This is a genomic window from Rhizobium sp. BK456 (assembly GCF_014194045.1).
Classification (GTDB): Bacteria; Pseudomonadota; Alphaproteobacteria; order Rhizobiales; family Rhizobiaceae; genus Rhizobium; species Rhizobium redzepovicii.
This window is the reverse complement of sequence record NZ_JACIAO010000004.1, coordinates 173,968-190,016: the sequence shown is the minus strand read 5'-3', so window position 1 is coordinate 190,016 and position 16,049 is coordinate 173,968. Positions and strand designations below refer to the sequence as shown.

Sequence of the window (16,049 nt, the reverse complement as noted above, 5' to 3'; positions counted from 1 at the left end):
GCCGCCGGCGGACGGAAAGGCTCGGCCTGCCTATTGTCCGTCATCCTTCAGGTAGTTGCTGCCGTTGATCACCAGGAGCCCGTCGGAGGCTTTGTCCGGTTCGAATATGCTCAGGCTTTCCGTCTTGCCACTCGCGTCGGTGAGGTCGAGGCGATAGCCGGAAAGCGTGTAGCGTCCGCTGGCGCCCGGCCGGTTGCCCGACGTGGTGACGCCCGATCGCGATCCGGCGATTTCGTTCGTCATCGAGGCGCCGGACCAGCCCGTGCGTTCGAACGTGCCGTTTGAATGAAGCGTCAGCGTGTGGCTGGAAGCGACCGATCCCGACGAGGTCGCGGTCATGCCGCTCGAGGCGAAGGTGGAGACCCATTCGCCGTCGAGCGTCGCGCCATCCTCAAACGGCGGCACTGCACGATGGTCATCCTCGTCGATCACCAGGTCGTCGCCCTTTTTCGAAAATGGCTTCGTCTCGATCTCGATCGTGCCGTAGGCAGAGGAGACGCTGCGCATCTCGATCGACCCGGCGGAGGAGAAGAAGCCGCCGCCGGTGAGCTTGTAAAGGCCGCAGTCGGCCGGGTCTTCCTTGCAGTGTTCGGCCATGCTCCGGCCGTCCTTCGGCAGCTCCGTACTGAACAGGCCCCTCGGATCGAACATGGTGATCTCGCTATCGGAATAGAAATCCACGCCGCCGAAGACATTCGGCCGGACACCGGTATCGAGATGGGTGAAGACGCCGTCGAGCCCGCCGTCGCCGCCTGCCGGCACAAGATCGAAATCCTTATCGGAGGGATCAAGCTTGACCGAACGCACCAGCGCCTCGAAATCGGCTTCGGCACTTTCGCTTCGGTCGCCATTCAGGTTCAAGAGCACGAGCTGCAGATAGACCTGCCGCTTGTCGCTGGCGACGCCGACGACGATCTGGCTGATGCTCACATTCTTCTGATTGATGCAGCAGCGTTCTTCCACACGGATGTCGTGGCCGTTTATCGTAATCCCGTAATGCTTGATGAGGATATCTTCCTTGGCCATGTCAGGCAACGTCGCGACGAAGGTCTTCATTCCGGCCGGGAGGGACGCGCGCGGGCTCGACAGCGGCTTGGTGATCTGGATCAGGGCACTGCCGCGCTTGTCTTCATCCGTTTCCGGAAAATCCTTCTGCAGCATGAAGAGATCGCCCTTGCTGGCCTTCCGCCAGCCGGCATCAGGCAGCGTCACCGTCAGGCCGCCGATATCGGCAGGCGCTGCCAATGCCTGGGAGGAGGACAGAAGACAGAAAAACACGAGAACGAAGCTGAAGGCTGATTTGACTTTGCCAATTCGATCGACATGCGCGCAGCCCATGCGCCGCTCTCCTCTTCCTTCGACTACCGCCGACGGGATTTGGAGCCGCGCAAAAGCTTTTCAACCCGGAGCTTCCATGAAGATTTCTCAAACTCTCGCATAGACTATGCAGGCCTCCGACTCAGGAACCGGGCGCAATCAATTTCAGCGAGGGGAAATAGCTGCGATAGCCGCCGACATCCCGCGTCAGGAGCGGCAATTGTTGCACGGCAGCGTGAGCGCCGATGAAGAAGTCGGGAAGCACGCCGGTGCGCGTCCCGCCAGCCTTGCGATATTGCGTGAACACCTTGCCCGCAAGAAACAAAGCGGGCTTGGGTATAGGCCTCATGTCGAGGCCAGCCTCTTCCACAAAAGCCTCCAGCGTCTCGATCCTTTCATATCGAACCGCAAGTTCGGCATAGATTACATCGTTGATCAGCAGCGGACCTTCGATACTCGCTGCCTCGAGCTGAGCAATAGACCAATCCGACCATTTCGGATCGTCGGTCACGAGGTCCAGGAGCACATTGGTATCGACGAGTGTCACGTATTGCCGCGTGTCAAAGCCATGATGGCTTCCGTATCGAGGCCCTCGCCAGCATGACCGCGCAGCTTCTCGAAGCGGCTGGCCGGCCGTTTCTTGTCGGCGCGCGTCAGAACCACACTGCCGTCGGCAGCACGATGAAAATCGACCTTGCTGCCTGGAACGATGCCAAGCATATCCCGCACGCGCCGGGGAATGGTCACCTGCCCTTTCGCGGTAACGGTTGTGGCCATAGCGAGCGCCTTTGTAATACTCTTTTGACAGAAAGTATTACTTCATTCGACAAATTTCAAGGCTGCCGCTAATCCGCCATCGATTGGTAGAGCCAGTCAGCTAGCGTCTGCGCCGCCACCCGCGCGGCTGCGTCCGGAAGCAATGCGTCATCGGTCAATTCGACGCCGAAATACGGGGTCGACGGGTCCGTTATCACCGGCCGCTCGTCTTCGTTCGCGGCGAGATAGATCCGTGCGACGTCATCGATACCGAACTGTTCCGGGCCGCCGATTTCAACGATCCTGCCCAAAGGCGTTGCGAGGGTCAATTCGGCCAGAAAAGCGGCGACTTCAGCGGCTGCGACCGGCCTCATCAAGGCAGGAGGCAGCCGAAAGACGTCGCCTTGCGCACCGATGTCGATCAATCCGTTTATGAACTCGTAAAACTGGGTGGAGCGGAGAATCGTGTAGGGGCGATCTGAGGCTCGGATGAGATTTTCCTGCACCATTTTCGCGCGAAAATAGTCGCTTTCCACGAGCCGGGGCGTGCCGACGACGGAGAGGGCGAGATAATGCCCGACGCCTGCCTCGGAGGCGGCGGCAAGCAAATTCTTCGTCGACGCCCTGAAGAAATCCAGTGCCGCGCTGTCACCGAACGATGCGGCGTTGGTCACATCCACGACCGCGTCGGTTCCCGCGATAGCCGCGTCAAGGCCTTTGCCGGTCACCGTATCGACGCCAAACGACAAGGACGCGTCCGTAACCTCGTGGCCCGACCGGCGCAGCCTTTCGCTGAGCCGCGTTCCGATGAGGCCGCTTGCTCCCACCACGGTGATTTTCATGTCGGCATCCTCGCGATCGATTGGATCGACAATGACCGGAAGCCCAAAACCCTTCCATCATGCGTGTGGCTCGGCGCCTTCGCCTTAGGTATAGCGGAGTAGACCTAAGGTCTAGGATGACCCACCGGAACGGCAGCGATCTCACACTTGCTCTTTCGCGCCGAGGATCCGGGCTCGGTGCAACACTACCCCTCCGCGCAATGTATGGATTTCCATGAGTTGCGGCTGTGCTTTGACGGGACTACGGTTCGCAGCATGAGCTCGCCAGCCCCGACATCAAGAACGAGTGCTGCACCAAATGCGAATGATCCCCCGGCCTTGTCTGCCCGGCAGGAATGGTGGATGACGAGCCTGTGGTCGCACCGCCCCCGCGCCCTGTATCTGGGGCTTTTCGTCGCCGCGTATGTGCTCGGCTGCGGTTTTGCCCAATCACTCGCAATCGTGCCGGGAACGGGAATTTCCATCTGGCCTCCGGGCGGGCTTTTCATTGCAACGCTCATCCTCGCCCCCAGGCGCAGCTGGCCGTGGTGGATAATGGGAGGCTGTGCGGCTGAGCTGTTCAGCAATGCCCTCTGGTTCTACAGTCCGCTGCCGGCGGCTTTTCTGATATATGTCGGCAACGCTCTTGAAGCAGTGGTCGCGGCATGGCTGGTCAATCGGGCCTTGACGCGGCCGGCCCAGCTGGAAACCTTGCAGGAGGTTCTCGCATTCGTCGTCCTGGGCGCCGGAATTGCGCCGATCGTCAGCGCGACCGTGGGAAGCGCGACGCTCGCATGGTTCGGCATCCAATCGCAATCCTTCGTGACCGCCTGGCCTCTCTGGTGGATCGGTGATGCAACCGGTGTCCTGATCGTCGCGCCGCTGGCGCTCTCCGTCTTCCATAACTGGCGCGGCAAGACCCGCCTCTCGGCGGCGCAATGGGTGGAAGCTTGCGTCCTTGGGCTGATTTTTCTCGGTGTCGCCGCTCTTTCGCTCAGCGGCTACCTTCCCTTCGCCTACATCATCATGCCGCCCCTTCTTTGGGCGGCGGTCCGCTTCGAATTCAAGGGTGCGGCCATATCGCTCGTGCTCCTGGCCCTGATCACGGCCGTCTTCACGATAACAGGCGCCGGCCAATCTGTCGGCGATGCCGAATCCCAGAAACACAAGCAGATCATGCTGCAGCTTTTCCTGGCGATCTCGGCATTTTCGGCGCTGATCGTCGCTGCCATATCCAGGCAGCATCAGCTGGCCGTGCACACATTGCGTCAAAGCATTGAGACGTTGCGCGACAGGGAGCAAGAGCTCTCGCAGCTCGTCGATATGGTTCCGAGCCACGTCTGGCGTCTGACACCCGAGGGCGAACCAACCTTCTTCAACAGAAGGATGGTCGACTTCCTCGGCCTCGAGGTCGCGGATGCGGACAGGCCCGGCATGAGCCGGCTGGAAGCGGTCATCGAGGCCGTCATTCACCCCGATGATGCAGCAGGCTTCCAGGATGCGCTCAATCATTGCCTCGTCACCGGCGAAAACTTCGCCTTGCGGTATCGGCTGCGCCGCGCCGACGGCGTCTATCACTGGATGTCGAGCCGCGCCGAACCGATGCGGGATCAGACCGGCATCATCGTCCAATGGTACGGCCTCTGCCACGACATCGACGATCAGGTCCGTGCCGAAGAGGCGGTGCGCCAAAGCGAGCGAGCGCTGCAGCAGATGATCGACGCGGTGCCGGTTCGCGTCTGGAGCGTTGAGCCGGCGAGCGGGTCGGTCTATTTCAACAAACGCTACCAGGATCATTTCCGTGCCGTCATCGCCGATTTCGACGCTCTCGGCGAGCCGCGCATCGAAGACCTGCTGCGGCAGCTGATCCATCCTGAAGACGCGCCCGACGTCCAGCGCACGCTGCGCAATTGTTTCGAAAGCGGCGGCGGTACCGCCATGCGGTTTCGCTGGCGCGAAAAGGACGACGTCTACCGCTGGGCGGAATGCCGAGTGGAACCCCGACGCGACGACGACGGAAGGGTCGTGCAATGGTACGGTGTGTCTCTCGATATCGACGAGGAGGTGCGTGCACTCGAGGCATTGCGTGAGCGCGAGCGCGAGCTCTCGCAGCTCGTCGACATGGTCCCGGCCCAGATCCGGCGGCTGACACCGACGGGAGAGCCTGTCTTCTTCAACAAACGCCTGATCGATTTCTTCGGTCTCGACGTCGGCGACATGGATAAGCCGGGCGTCAGCCGCCTGTCGGCTGTCATCAATACTCTCGTTCATCCCGACGACGCACCGAGACTGCTCCAGACGATTCACCATTCCCTCACCAGCGGCGATCCCTTCTCGATCAAATACCGCATGCGCCGTTTCGACGGAGCCTATCGCTGGGTCGACGGCCGCGCCGAGCCGCTGCGGGATCAGAACGACACGATCACGCAATGGTATGTCATCTCGGTCGATATCGATGACGAGATGCGCGCCCAGGAAGCATTGCGCGACCGGGAACGCGAGCTCTCGCAACTGGTAGACATGGTTCCGAGCCTGCTCTGGCGGCTCGATCCGGAAGGGACGCCGACCTTCTTCAACCAGCGCCTGAAGGATTTTCTTGGTCTCGACATCATTAATAGGGAAACGCCGAGGTTGAGCCGGCTTACGGACCTCATCGAGGCCGCCGTCCATCCCGACGATGCCTCCAGTCTCGCCCAAGCACTCAACCATTCTCTCGCCACCGGCGAGCGCTTCTCCAAGCAGTATCGCCTGCGACGCGCCGACGGCATCTATCGCTGGGTCAGAGGCAGCGCCGAGCCGCTGCGGGATGAGAGCGGCCGGATTGTTCAATGGTACGGTCTCTCGCACGACATCGACGATCAGCTGCGTGTCGAGGAAGCGCTGCGAGAAAGAGAGCGCTCGCTCTGGCAGATCGTCGAAACGCTGCCGGCCATGATCGATTGCGCGGCTCCCGACGGAGAGCCGGTCTATCGCAACCCCCAGCTCCGCGACTTTCTCGGATATAAGCTCGAAGAGCTTGATGGAACGGGGAAAACCCGGCTGGACGGCACGCTCGACGCCGGCGTTCATCCCGACGACGTGGCGGGTGTCAAAGAGAATTATGCCCATTCATTGTCCACCGGCGAGCCCTATGCGCGCCGGCATCGTCTGCGGCGCTACGATGGCGAATATCGGTGGGTCGAGACGCGCGCTGCGCCGATGCGAAATGCCGAAGGCGTCATTGTCCAGTGGAACGTCATCTGCCTCGATGTCGACGCTGAAGTTCGGGCGGAGGAAGATCTACGCCAGGCGCGCGAGGGTCTTGCGCGGGCAAGCCAGGTGGCGAGCCTTGCCGAGCTTTCGGCCTCCATCGCTCACGAGGTGAACCAGCCGCTCGCGGCTGTCGTCGCCAACTCGCATGCCTGCCAGCGCTGGCTGATGGCCGAACCGCCGAATATGGAGCGGGCGCAGAGGACGGTCGAGCGCATCATCCGCGACGCCAACTCGGCCGCCGATGTCGTCAGCCGCATCCGCGCCCTGTTCAAACAATCCGCGGACAGGAGAGTTCATACGACGCTTTCAGGCGTCGTTAGTGAAGCACGCAACCTCATGGCCGAAGAAGCGGCTCGCCGTCGCGCCCGTATGGAAGTGGAGGTTGATGGCAGCCTTCCACTCATTGCCATCGATCGCATCCAGATCCAGCAAGTTCTGATCAATCTCGTCCGCAACGGCATCGAGGCGATGGACACGGTCGACGGCGACAGGGTGATCGGGATGCGCGTGCGCCATATCGGGAATGCCATTCAGACCGAAATCAGCGATCGCGGTCAGGGTATCGAGTTCCCCGAGAAGATGTTCGAACCTTTCTTCACGACCAAGGAAAATGGCATGGGCATGGGTCTGGCGATTTGCCGCTCGATCGTCGAGCTGCACGGCGGACGATTGTGGGCAGAGAAGAACGATCCGCACGGCGCGACGTTGATCTTCACCTTGCCAATAGAAACGAAGGTGGCGTCATGACGGAAGACGACCATATTGTCTTCATCGTCGATGACGACCAACGTGTCCGGGAGGCGCTCAGCGAGCTCATGGACGCGCATGGCATGCGCGCCATCGCCTTCGAATCCGCCGGCGATTACGTGACAGCGGACAAGCCCGATGTGCCCGCCTGCCTTATCCTCGATATCGAGCTGCCCGACATCAATGGCCTCGATCTGCAGAGGCAGATTGCCGACGGCGATCATCCGCCGATCGTCTTCATTACCGGACATGGCGACATCCCGTCCTCCGTGCGTGCGATCAAAAGCGGCGCCGTGGATTTCCTGACCAAACCGTTCAGTGACGCGGATCTCCTGACGGCAATCCATGCAGCGCTCGCCGAGGATCGGGAAAAGCGATCGGGACGCGCCGAGCTCGACATGCTCAAACGACACTATCTCGACTTGACGCCGCGCGAGCGCGAAGTGCTACCGCTCGTGGTCAGCGGTCTTCTCAACAAGCAGGCGGCAGCCGAACTCGGAATCAGCGAAGTCACGCTGCAGATCCATAGAAGAAACGTGATGCAAAAAATGGCGGCGGCGTCGCTCGCCGACCTCGTGCGGATCGCGGAGAAACTGGAAATACCGATTACCCACTCGCGCCGGGTGGGGGGGAATTGAACATGAACGAAACAAGACATGTCGTCGCCGTTGTCGATGACGATCCAAGACTGCTTGAATCGATGGGCGACCTTCTGGAATCGGCGGGTTATGTGGCCCGCGGCTTCCCATCGGCGGGCTCGCTGCTCGTCAGCGGGCTGTCGGACCTCGACCTGCTCATCACCGATATCGGAATGCCCGGCATCGACGGCTTCGAGCTTCGTGACCTGGTGAGAAAATCACGTCCCGAGTTGCCGGTGTTTCTGATTACGGGCCGCCATGAGATAGCCGATCAGGGCCGCGCTCAGGGAGGCGGCGGTTTCTTCCGCAAGCCGTTCGATGCCCAGGCCCTGCTGGCGGCTATCGCCAATGCTTTACACCAATCGAGAGATGGAGGGTAACATGAGAGTTGACCAGCCGTTGCTGCGGAGATCGGCGCCGTTATCATTGCAGGGCAGGTATGAAGAGGATCAGCCGCTCGTCATTATCGTCGATGACGACGCGTCGGTTCGCGAAGCGCTGTCGGAGTTAATCCTGTCGGCGGGTTTTCAGTCGGTCAGTTTTGCCTCGACCCGTGAATTGCTTGACGCCGATATCTTGGAAAACCCCGGCTGTCTGATCCTCGATGTGCGCATGCCCGGAGCAAGCGGCCTCCACCTGCAGAGCCAACTGGCCGAAAACGGCATTTCCAAGCCGATCATTTTTCTGACCGGCCACGGCGATATTCCGATGACCGTCCAGGCGATGAAGGCGGGTGCTGTGGATTTTCTCACTAAGCCGGTGCGGGACCAGACGCTGCTCGACGCCATCACTGCGGCCATTGCGATGGATGCAGAACGACGGGCCGAAGCCGCAATCGCCAAACGTAATGTCAAACGCCTGGAGACACTGACGCAGCGCGAACGTGAAGTTCTGCACGAAGTGGCGCGCGGACGCCTCAACAAACAGATCGCCTTCGATCTCGGCATCAGCGAAGTGACGGTCAAGCTGCATCGCAGCAACGTCATGCACAAGATGGAGGCCGCCTCGATCGGCGAACTGATCCGAGCCTGGGAGACGCTGCCGGCGCAAATGCGGCAAGCTGGCTCGCGTTAATTTTCTGCCGGGCGCTTTCCAATGGTTGAGGTATTCCGGTCTCGAACATCAGTTGCCTGTCCATTTGATGCGCCGCGTATCCGATTCGCGTTGAAAAAGACGACGCGGCGCCGGCAATGGGTTTCGCCGTCGCCCGCATGCGTTATCTCTAAATTAAAGCTCAGGGACATGACCTCATGCCCGGCCTAGATTCCATAAAGGAGATCACGCCTGAACAACCGATCGCTAACCGCACCTTCCCCAGAAACCACCGCCTTCGACATCGAAGCAGACTTCTTGTCGGCCATGGGGAACGCCAAACGGCTTCACATCCTGCATGTCTTGACCGAAGGAGAAGTGTCGGTGAGCGACCTGGCCGAGGAAGTGGGATTGAGCCAATCTTCGACTTCCCAGCATCTGGCAATTCTTCGAGAACAAGGACTCGTGCAGACGCGAAGGGCTGCCCAGACGATCTTCTATTCACTTCAATCCGGCACGGCGAGGACGATGCTCGATACTCTCGCCGACATCTTCGGATCGCGCCGTCGATCCCCAGCAGAACGCGTCCAAGCCGGGCGCCTGACGAAATGACCAAGCCTCGCTCCCGCACTCGTGATTGGTCGCCAATTATCGAGGATAGGATGACCTTGCAGCCAATCAGGTCACATCGAGCCCTGATGGACGTTTGATGTACGCCTCCTAGACCACGGTGTGATTACGCCTCCGTTGCGAATGGAGATAATCAATCACATCAGCAACGAAACGGTCAGGAAGAGGCGATCATGGACGTATATGAGGCAGTCACCAGCCGGCGGTCGGTGCGCGGATTCAAAGACAGGCCTGTGGCAAGGGAGATCCTTGAGCGCGTGCTGTCCGCCGCGGCTTGGTCGCCGTCGGGATCGAATATCCAGCCATGGAATACCTACGTGATGACCGGCGCGCCGCTGGCCGAGCTCAAGACATCAGCCGTCGAGCGCGTGGCCCACGGCGATGCCTGGGACAAGCGGCAGTACGAGATGTATCCTCCGGCGCTGAAGTCCCCTTACGGGGAGCGCCGGTCCGCTTTCGGCAAGGAGCGCTACAGCGCGCTCGGCATTGCGCGCGAGGATTGGGAGGCGCGCCAGCGGGCAGCGATCGCCAACTGGAACTGCTTCGGCGCGCCCGCCGCCTTGTTCTGCTATATCGACCGTGAGCTGGGTCCGCCCCAATGGGCCGACGTCGGCATGTACCTGCAGACCGTCATGCTGCTGCTCCGCGCCGAGGGACTGCACAGCTGCCCGCAGATGGCGTGGTCACAGGTTCGCGAGACGGTCGCGGAGGTCCTGTCGCCCCCGGACGGGCTTATCCTCTTCTGCGGCATGTCGATCGGGTACGAGGACGCCGCGGTCAGTTTTGCCCGTACGGGCCGCGCCCCGCTTGCCGAGACGGTCACGTTCGTCGACGATTAGCTGCTGCGCTCAGAGGACGAGAGACCCCTTCCATGTTTCCTGCGCATGATACGTCCTATCACGCGCGATATCGGAGAACGCCATGACCACGCATAAAGTCGGCTATCTCATCGGCAGCCTAGCCAAGGGCTCGATCAATCGCAAACTCGCCAAGGCGTTGGTGCGGTTCGCCCCGCCGGAACTTGAAATGTCGGAGATATCCTTCAAGGACCTGCCGCTCTACAGCTACGACTATGACGCCGACTACCCTCCGGCCGGCAAGGCATTCAAGGCCGCAATCGCCGCCGTCGACGCCGTGCTGTTCGTCACGCCCGAATATAATCGATCGATACCCGGCGGGCTGAAAAACGCAATCGACTGGGCAAGCCGCCCCTACGGCACCAACTCGTTCACACGCAAGCCGTCAGCGGTTATCGGCACGTCGCCGGGCGCGATAGGCACAGCAGTCGCCCAGCAGAATTTGCGCAGCGTGCTCAGCTTCTGCAATTCGCCCCAGATGAATGCCCCGGAAGCCTACATCCAGTTCACACCGGGGCTGATCACCGATGACGGCGAAGTCACGAACGAGGCCACCGCGGATTTCCTTCGCAAATTCATGCAGGATTTCCATGTTTTCATCGCAAGGGTGCGCTCGGTCCTGCCGAAAGACGCCTAGACGACGTTTAAAAGGAACTGGCCGCTCCCATGCGGCAGCAGCCAGTTTCCATTTTTCGAGCTACGTCTTTAAGCGAAAGCGTAGGAACCGTCTGGCCGCTTCGGCACCCGTCGCTGCCAGTGGATGTAGCCTTCCTCCTCCATTGCCTTCTCGTCCATCTCGACGCCCCAGCCGGGCCGATCCGGGCGCAGTTCGAGGTAACCGTCCTTCGGCAGATAGGGATCGACGACGTAGCGGGTTTCCCCTTCCCGCTTCTCGATATCGTTGCCGCCATAGACATAGGCCTGGCCCTTTGGCAGCCGGTATTCGAGGATGCGGAAATTCTGCGCCGCGGCCGAAAAATGCACGTTGACCGCCGTTGCCAGCGGCCCCATCGGATTGTGCGGCGCCACGCCGACGAAGAAGGCTTCGGCAAGTGTCGCAATGCGGCGCATTTCGCTGATGCCGCCGACGACGCAGATATCCGGCTGGATCAGATCGGCGCCCTTGACCTGCAACAGCCGTAGGAACTCGTTTCTGCTGTAAAGCGATTCACCGGTGGCGAGCACGCAGTTGAGCCCCTGTTTCAGATCGCCCCAGGCCTCGATGTTTTCAGGCCGCAGCGGCTCCTCGAAAAACAGCGGATCGTAGGGCGCCAGCGCGTTGCCGAGCTGGCGCGCGGCGATCGGCTCGAAAATCTTGGCATGGGCGTCGAAGGCGATCTCGTATTCGTCGTTGACCGTTTCGCGCAGCGAGCGGAAATAATCCGCCGAGGCTTTGACGACATTGCCCCAGCGATTGGCGTGCATGTCGATCCGCCAGGGGCTGAGCTTGAAGGCGGTGAACCCCCATCCCTCCTTCAGGCGATCGAACTCGTCGCGGGCCGCCGGCGCATCCGGCGCGGTGTAGACCCCGGCATAGACCTTGATGCGGTCGCGCACCTCGCCGCCGAGCAGCTTGTAGACCGGGACGTTCGCCGCCTTGGCCGCCAGATCCCACAGGCAGTGATCGAGCGCGGAGATAGCGGCAAGGCCGAGCGCGCCCGGCGGGAAACGGCTTTGCTGAACCAGCAAGTTGACGAGATAGTCGACCCGTGTCGGATCCTGGCCGGCCACAAAGGCATAGAGGTAATCGAGCAGCGGCGGCAGTGCCTTGTCGGGGCCGTGATTGTAGCATTCGCCCCAGCCGGTCAGCCCGTCATCGGTATCGAGCGCGACGATCACGCGCGGACGGTCCTTGTCGCGGGTCATGAAAACCCGCATGCGGTCGATCTTCATCATTCTGTCCTTCTAGCGATTGAAATAGCTGCGGCGCGCTACGCGCGTCTGCACGTAGACATGCTCTTTGTCGGTTCCGGGATTGTAGGCGCCGGCAGCTTGCGGCACCGAGACGTTGCCGCCGCTCGGGAAGCGCGACACGAATTCCTCGTCGATATCGCAGCCGAGCCCCGGGCCGTCAGGAACGGCGATCAGGCCGTCGACCTGCTGCGGATGCGGCACGATCGTCTGGCGTCGGCCGTCCCAGTCATCGTCGAGGCGCTCGAGAATGAGGGCGTTCGGAATGGCCGCCAGCAGATGGAGAGCCGCATATTCCGCCACCGGCCCCAGCGATCCGGAATGCGGCGCCATCTGGATATGATGGGCCTCGGCCATGGCGGCGATCTTCTTCATCTGGGTGATGCCGCCGGCCCGCCCGGTATCCGGCTGGATCACGTCGACCAGTTCCTTCTCGATAAGCTCGCGCTCGCCGAAGATGGTCGCCGAACGCTCGCCGGCCGCAAGCGGCACATGCGCTGCGTCGCGAATGCGGCGGTAGCCGTCGAAATTCTCCGGCGCGATCGGATCTTCTACCCACATCAGCTCATAGGGTTCGAGCGCCCGCACCAGCCGGCAGGCATCCGCAGGCGTCAGCCATGGCGGCCCATGCAGATCGATGGCGATATCCATGTCGTCGCCGACGGCATCGCGCAGCGCCGCGACCTTGCGGACCGGGTCGGCGACGCCGCCGCACTTGATTGCCTTGATGCCGCGCGCCTTGAGCGCAAGCGCCCGCTCGGGCGTATTGGCATGCGAATAGATCGGGATCCGGTCGCGCACCTTGCCGCCGAGCAGCATCCAGACCGGCACGCCAAGCGCCTTGCCCTTGATGTCCCACAACGCCATATCGATCCCGGTCATTGCACCGCCGCCGACCGTTCCAAGCATGCCGTGCCCCATCATGGTGATGTGCATCTTCTGCCAAAGCCGTTCGATATGAGCCGGATCCTCCCCGATGAGGAGAGGCGCAAGGTCGTGGATCGCCGTCTCGACGACACGCGGCCAGCCCGAGCATTCGCCGATGCCGGTAATGCCCTCATCGGTATCGATTTTCAGAAAAAGCCAGTTCCGGGTGCCTCCGAATTGCTTAGAGGTAGCGCCGCCGGGACGATGATCGGAAGCCCAGTTGGAAGGGTCGGGCTGACCGACTTGCATGAGAAATGTGCGGATTCCGGTGATTTTCATCTCTGAGAACTTCCATTTTTCAGATGGTCTGGCTTCAGATTGCCGGGCTCCAAATTGACGGGCGCGACGTAGCGGAAACGCCTGGAATGATCGCGATCGCGCGGATCGGGGCGTGGGATCGCCGATATCAGCGCCTGCGTGTAGGCATGCTCGGGTGTGCGGCAGACCTGCTCCGCCTCGCCGATTTCGACGAGCTGGCCTTTGTACATGACGCCGACACGGTCGCACATGTAGCGGATGACGCCGATGTCGTGGCTGATGAAGATATAGGCGAGGCCGAGCTCGTCCTGCAGCCGCATCAGGAGGTCGAGCACCTGCGAGCGCACCGAGACGTCGAGCGCCGAGGTCGCCTCGTCGGCGACGATCACACGCGGATTGAGCGTAATGGCGCGGGCAATGCCGATGCGCTGGCGCTGGCCGCCGGAGAATGCGTGCGGGTAGCGTTCGCGCGCCCTCGGATCGAGGCCCACCTGCTCCATGAGGTGGCAGACCCGCTCTTCCAGCGCTTTCCCCTTGGCGACGCCATTGACGAGCAGCGGCTCGCCGATGATCTGGGAGACGGTCATGCGCGGATTGAGGGAGCCGAACGGATCCTGAAACACCATGCGCAATTCGCGGCGCGCGGCGGCCAGTGTGGGACCCTTTGCCGTTGCCAGATCGATGATGTCCCCGCCGGCATTGCGATAAAGGATTTCGCCAGCAGTCGGATCGATCAGGCGCATGATCGAGCGGCCCATCGTCGTCTTGCCGGACCCGCTTTCGCCGACGATGCCGAGCGTCTCGCCCGGCAGAAGCGAAATGGAAACATCGTCCAGCGCTTTCACTTCACCGAAATCCATCGAGACGCTGCGCAGTTCGAGGATCGGCGCTTTTGTCCTGTCGAGAGGGGGGCGTGCGAGGCGGATTTCGGCCTTCTGCTCGAGCTTCAGCACCGAGCCGATCAGCATGCGGGTATAGTCGTCTTGCGGCGCATGAAAGATTTGCTCGACCGGCCCATATTCCTTGGCGACGCCGTTATGCATCACCAGCACATCGTCGGCGATCTGCGCCACCACACCCATGTCGTGCGTGATGAACAGAACGGCCATGCCGTTGGCCTTCTGCAGGCGGGCGATCAGGTCGAGAATTTCGGCCTGCGTTGTCACGTCGAGCGCCGTGGTCGGCTCGTCGGCGATCAATAGCTGCGGTTTGCAGGCGAGCGCCATGGCGATCATCGCGCGCTGGCGCATGCCGCCCGAATATTGGAAGGCATAGCGATCCAGGGCTTTTTCCGGAAAGGGAATCTCGACCTGCTTGAGCAGCGATATGGCCTCGGTGCGCGCCTCCGCCTTGCTCATCCGCGTGTGCAGGCGAAGCGCCTCGACGATCTGGTTGCCGACGGTGTGGATCGGCGATAGCGACGACATCGGCTCCTGAAAGATCATGGCGATGTCGCGGCCGCGGATCGCCCGGATCTGGCGTCCGCGCGGATTGAGGCTGGTCAGATTGGTCGAGCCGCCGTTCTGGTCGTTCAGGATGATCGATCCGGCCGCAATCCGGCCGGGTGCGTCGACGATCTGCAGGATCGAACGCGCCGTCACCGACTTGCCGGATCCGCTTTCGCCGACGACACAGAGCGTCTTGCCCGGTTCGATCGAGAAAGACAGATCGCTGACGGCGCAAAAGACGCCGGTGCGCAGCGGAAATTCGACGGTCAGGTTTTTCACCTGGAGCAGCGGCCTGCCGGCAATGGGAACGATATCGGTCATGCCGGCCTCATTTATTGTAGGGATCGGCCGCATCGCGCAGGCCGTCGCCGAGAAGGTTGAGCGCCATCACGGCAACGACGACGGCGCAGCCCGGCATGAAGAGCCAGGGTGCCGTGGCGATCGAACGAATGTTCTGGGCCTCGCGCAGCAGCACGCCCCAGGAGATGGTCGGCGGCTGCAGACCGAGCCCCAGGAACGAAAGCGAGGTCTCGGCCAGGATCATCGCCGGCACGGCAAGGGTGATCGACGCGATGATGTGGCTCGCGAAGCTCGGCAGCATATGGCGGAAGATGATGCGTCCTTCACGAACGCCGTCGAGCCTGGCGGCAGCGACGAATTCCTCGGTGCGCAGGGACAGGAAGCGGCCGCGAACGACGCGGGCGAGCTGCGCCCAGCCGGTCAGCGACAGGATGATCGTGATCATCATATATTGCAGCGTCGCCGGCCAATCCTGCGGCAGGGCCGCGGCCATCGCCAGCCAGATCGGGATCGTCGGCAGCGACAGCACGAAATCGATTAGCCGCTGCATGAAGAAATCGATGCGGCCGCCGTAATATCCCGAGATGCCGCCGATCACGATGCCGAGCATCAACGACAGGAAGACGCCGACGAGACCGATCGACAGCGAAACCTGCGAGCCTTGCACCGTTCGGCTGAAGACGTCGCGCCCTAGCCGGTCGGCGCCGAAGAGAAGCAGCGGCGTGGTCTTGTCGGGCGAGGCGATCAGATGGATGTTTGTGTTGAAGAGGCCAAACACGGAATATTCATAGCCGCGCCCGAAGAACTGGACGTCGACACGCTTTGTCGTGTCTTCCTTGAAGATGGCGGCCAGCGTTTCCGGATCGCGGGTCAGCTTCATCGGATAATAATGCGGACCGAAAGAGAACCCGTTCTCGGTATCGATCAGATGCAGTTTCTGCGGCGGGTGAAAGGTCGCCCGCGCATTTTGCAGGTTCGGATCGTTGATGGCGAAGAAGCCGGGCACCAGGGCAACGATATACATCATCACGGTGACGACGAGCGCCACCATGGCCAGCCGGTGCCGGCGGAAAGCCCACCAGATCAGCTGCCATTGCGATGCGACGGCGGCGCGATCCGGCTGAATATTTGTAACGGCAATGTCGGCCACGTGAG

At 61.6% G+C, this 16,049-nt stretch carries 15 protein-coding genes; 7 read left to right on the top strand and 8 right to left on the bottom strand.

Features of this window, described 5'->3' with window-relative positions; genetic code table 11:
• Positions 1-30: 30 nt before the first annotated feature.
• From FHX03_RS13715 to FHX03_RS13700, 4 genes are all read right to left on the bottom strand, one after another.
• Positions 31-1,338, bottom strand: a complete 1,308-nt coding sequence (locus FHX03_RS13715; protein WP_183854101.1) for a hypothetical protein — start codon at positions 1,336-1,338, stop codon at positions 31-33.
• 121 nt (positions 1,339-1,459) lie between these two features.
• Entirely contained in the window at positions 1,460-1,864 is a 405-nt protein-coding gene (locus tag FHX03_RS13710; protein ID WP_097627999.1) for a type II toxin-antitoxin system VapC family toxin, read from the bottom strand.
• On the bottom strand, positions 1,861-2,094 hold the full coding sequence (locus FHX03_RS13705) for an AbrB/MazE/SpoVT family DNA-binding domain-containing protein (protein ID WP_097628000.1): 234 nt from the start codon (positions 2,092-2,094) through the stop codon (positions 1,861-1,863). Before FHX03_RS13705 ends, FHX03_RS13710 begins: the two co-directional genes overlap by 4 nt.
• A gap of 68 nt (positions 2,095-2,162) precedes the next feature.
• Positions 2,163-2,915, bottom strand: coding sequence for an SDR family oxidoreductase (locus tag FHX03_RS13700; protein WP_097628001.1), 753 nt, complete (start codon positions 2,913-2,915; stop codon positions 2,163-2,165).
• A 342-nt stretch (positions 2,916-3,257) separates the two neighbouring features.
• Between FHX03_RS13700 and FHX03_RS13695 the strand changes: the two genes are divergently transcribed.
• The 7 genes from FHX03_RS13695 to FHX03_RS13665 all read left to right on the top strand — a co-directional run bounded on the left by FHX03_RS13695 (position 3,258) and on the right by FHX03_RS13665 (position 10,687).
• A complete protein-coding gene (locus FHX03_RS13695; RefSeq protein WP_183854099.1) occupies positions 3,258-6,893 on the top strand; it encodes a PAS domain-containing protein in 3,636 nt (1,211 codons plus the stop codon).
• Entirely contained in the window at positions 6,890-7,531 is a 642-nt protein-coding gene (locus FHX03_RS13690) for a response regulator transcription factor (RefSeq protein ID WP_097628003.1), read from the top strand. Before FHX03_RS13695 ends, FHX03_RS13690 begins: the two co-directional genes overlap by 4 nt.
• 2 nt (positions 7,532-7,533) lie before the next feature.
• Positions 7,534-7,911, top strand: coding sequence for a response regulator (locus FHX03_RS13685; protein ID WP_131710541.1), 378 nt, complete (start codon positions 7,534-7,536; stop codon positions 7,909-7,911).
• Between the two features lies 1 nt (position 7,912).
• A complete protein-coding gene (locus FHX03_RS13680) occupies positions 7,913-8,605 on the top strand; it encodes a response regulator transcription factor (RefSeq protein ID WP_183854097.1) in 693 nt (230 codons plus the stop codon).
• A 210-nt stretch (positions 8,606-8,815) separates the two neighbouring features.
• Complete coding sequence (locus FHX03_RS13675) at positions 8,816-9,175, top strand: ArsR/SmtB family transcription factor (RefSeq protein WP_097628006.1); 360 nt, start codon at positions 8,816-8,818, stop codon at positions 9,173-9,175.
• Between the two features lie 191 nt (positions 9,176-9,366).
• Positions 9,367-10,032, top strand: coding sequence for a nitroreductase (locus FHX03_RS13670; RefSeq protein ID WP_097628007.1), 666 nt, complete (start codon positions 9,367-9,369; stop codon positions 10,030-10,032).
• Between the two features lie 82 nt (positions 10,033-10,114).
• Positions 10,115-10,687 (top strand): NADPH-dependent FMN reductase, encoded by a 573-nt coding sequence (locus FHX03_RS13665; protein WP_012556237.1) that lies wholly within the window; start codon positions 10,115-10,117, stop codon positions 10,685-10,687.
• A 68-nt stretch (positions 10,688-10,755) separates the two neighbouring features.
• Here the strand turns inward: FHX03_RS13665 and FHX03_RS13660 are convergent, their stop codons facing one another.
• The 4 genes from FHX03_RS13660 to FHX03_RS13645 are packed head-to-tail and all read right to left on the bottom strand — an operon-like array spanning position 10,756 to position 16,044.
• The gene (locus FHX03_RS13660) at positions 10,756-11,943 is read right to left on the bottom strand and encodes a galactarate dehydratase (RefSeq protein WP_183854401.1); all 1,188 of its coding nucleotides are present in this window, start codon (positions 11,941-11,943) and stop codon (positions 10,756-10,758) included.
• Between the two features lie 12 nt (positions 11,944-11,955).
• Entirely contained in the window at positions 11,956-13,167 is a 1,212-nt protein-coding gene (locus tag FHX03_RS13655; protein WP_097628008.1) for a mandelate racemase/muconate lactonizing enzyme family protein, read from the bottom strand.
• The gene (locus tag FHX03_RS13650; RefSeq protein ID WP_183854095.1) at positions 13,164-14,915 is read right to left on the bottom strand and encodes an ABC transporter ATP-binding protein; all 1,752 of its coding nucleotides are present in this window, start codon (positions 14,913-14,915) and stop codon (positions 13,164-13,166) included. The genes FHX03_RS13655 and FHX03_RS13650 overlap by 4 nt, the downstream gene beginning before the upstream one ends.
• A 7-nt stretch (positions 14,916-14,922) precedes the next feature.
• Entirely contained in the window at positions 14,923-16,044 is a 1,122-nt protein-coding gene (locus FHX03_RS13645; RefSeq protein ID WP_097628010.1) for an ABC transporter permease, read from the bottom strand.
• Positions 16,045-16,049 lie beyond the last annotated feature (5 nt).

What these genes read in the sequence shown, in the direction of transcription:
- FHX03_RS13715 (WP_183854101.1), bottom strand. Translation starts at nt 1,338, where the DNA reads ATGGGCTGCGCGCATGTCGATCGAATTGGCAAAGTCAAATCAGCCTTC.
- FHX03_RS13705 (WP_097628000.1), bottom strand. Translation starts at nt 2,094, where the DNA reads ATGGCCACAACCGTTACCGCGAAAGGGCAGGTGACCATTCCCCGGCGC.
- FHX03_RS13700 (WP_097628001.1), bottom strand. Translation starts at nt 2,915, where the DNA reads ATGAAAATCACCGTGGTGGGAGCAAGCGGCCTCATCGGAACGCGGCTC.
- FHX03_RS13695 (WP_183854099.1), top strand. Translation starts at nt 3,258, where the DNA reads ATGACGAGCCTGTGGTCGCACCGCCCCCGCGCCCTGTATCTGGGGCTT.
- FHX03_RS13690 (WP_097628003.1), top strand. Translation starts at nt 6,890, where the DNA reads ATGACGGAAGACGACCATATTGTCTTCATCGTCGATGACGACCAACGT.
- FHX03_RS13685 (WP_131710541.1), top strand. Translation starts at nt 7,534, where the DNA reads ATGAACGAAACAAGACATGTCGTCGCCGTTGTCGATGACGATCCAAGA.
- FHX03_RS13680 (WP_183854097.1), top strand. Translation starts at nt 7,913, where the DNA reads ATGAGAGTTGACCAGCCGTTGCTGCGGAGATCGGCGCCGTTATCATTG.
- FHX03_RS13670 (WP_097628007.1), top strand. Translation starts at nt 9,367, where the DNA reads ATGGACGTATATGAGGCAGTCACCAGCCGGCGGTCGGTGCGCGGATTC.
- FHX03_RS13665 (WP_012556237.1), top strand. Translation starts at nt 10,115, where the DNA reads ATGACCACGCATAAAGTCGGCTATCTCATCGGCAGCCTAGCCAAGGGC.
- FHX03_RS13660 (WP_183854401.1), bottom strand. Translation starts at nt 11,943, where the DNA reads ATGAAGATCGACCGCATGCGGGTTTTCATGACCCGCGACAAGGACCGT.
- FHX03_RS13655 (WP_097628008.1), bottom strand. Translation starts at nt 13,167, where the DNA reads ATGAAAATCACCGGAATCCGCACATTTCTCATGCAAGTCGGTCAGCCC.
- FHX03_RS13650 (WP_183854095.1), bottom strand. Translation starts at nt 14,915, where the DNA reads ATGACCGATATCGTTCCCATTGCCGGCAGGCCGCTGCTCCAGGTGAAA.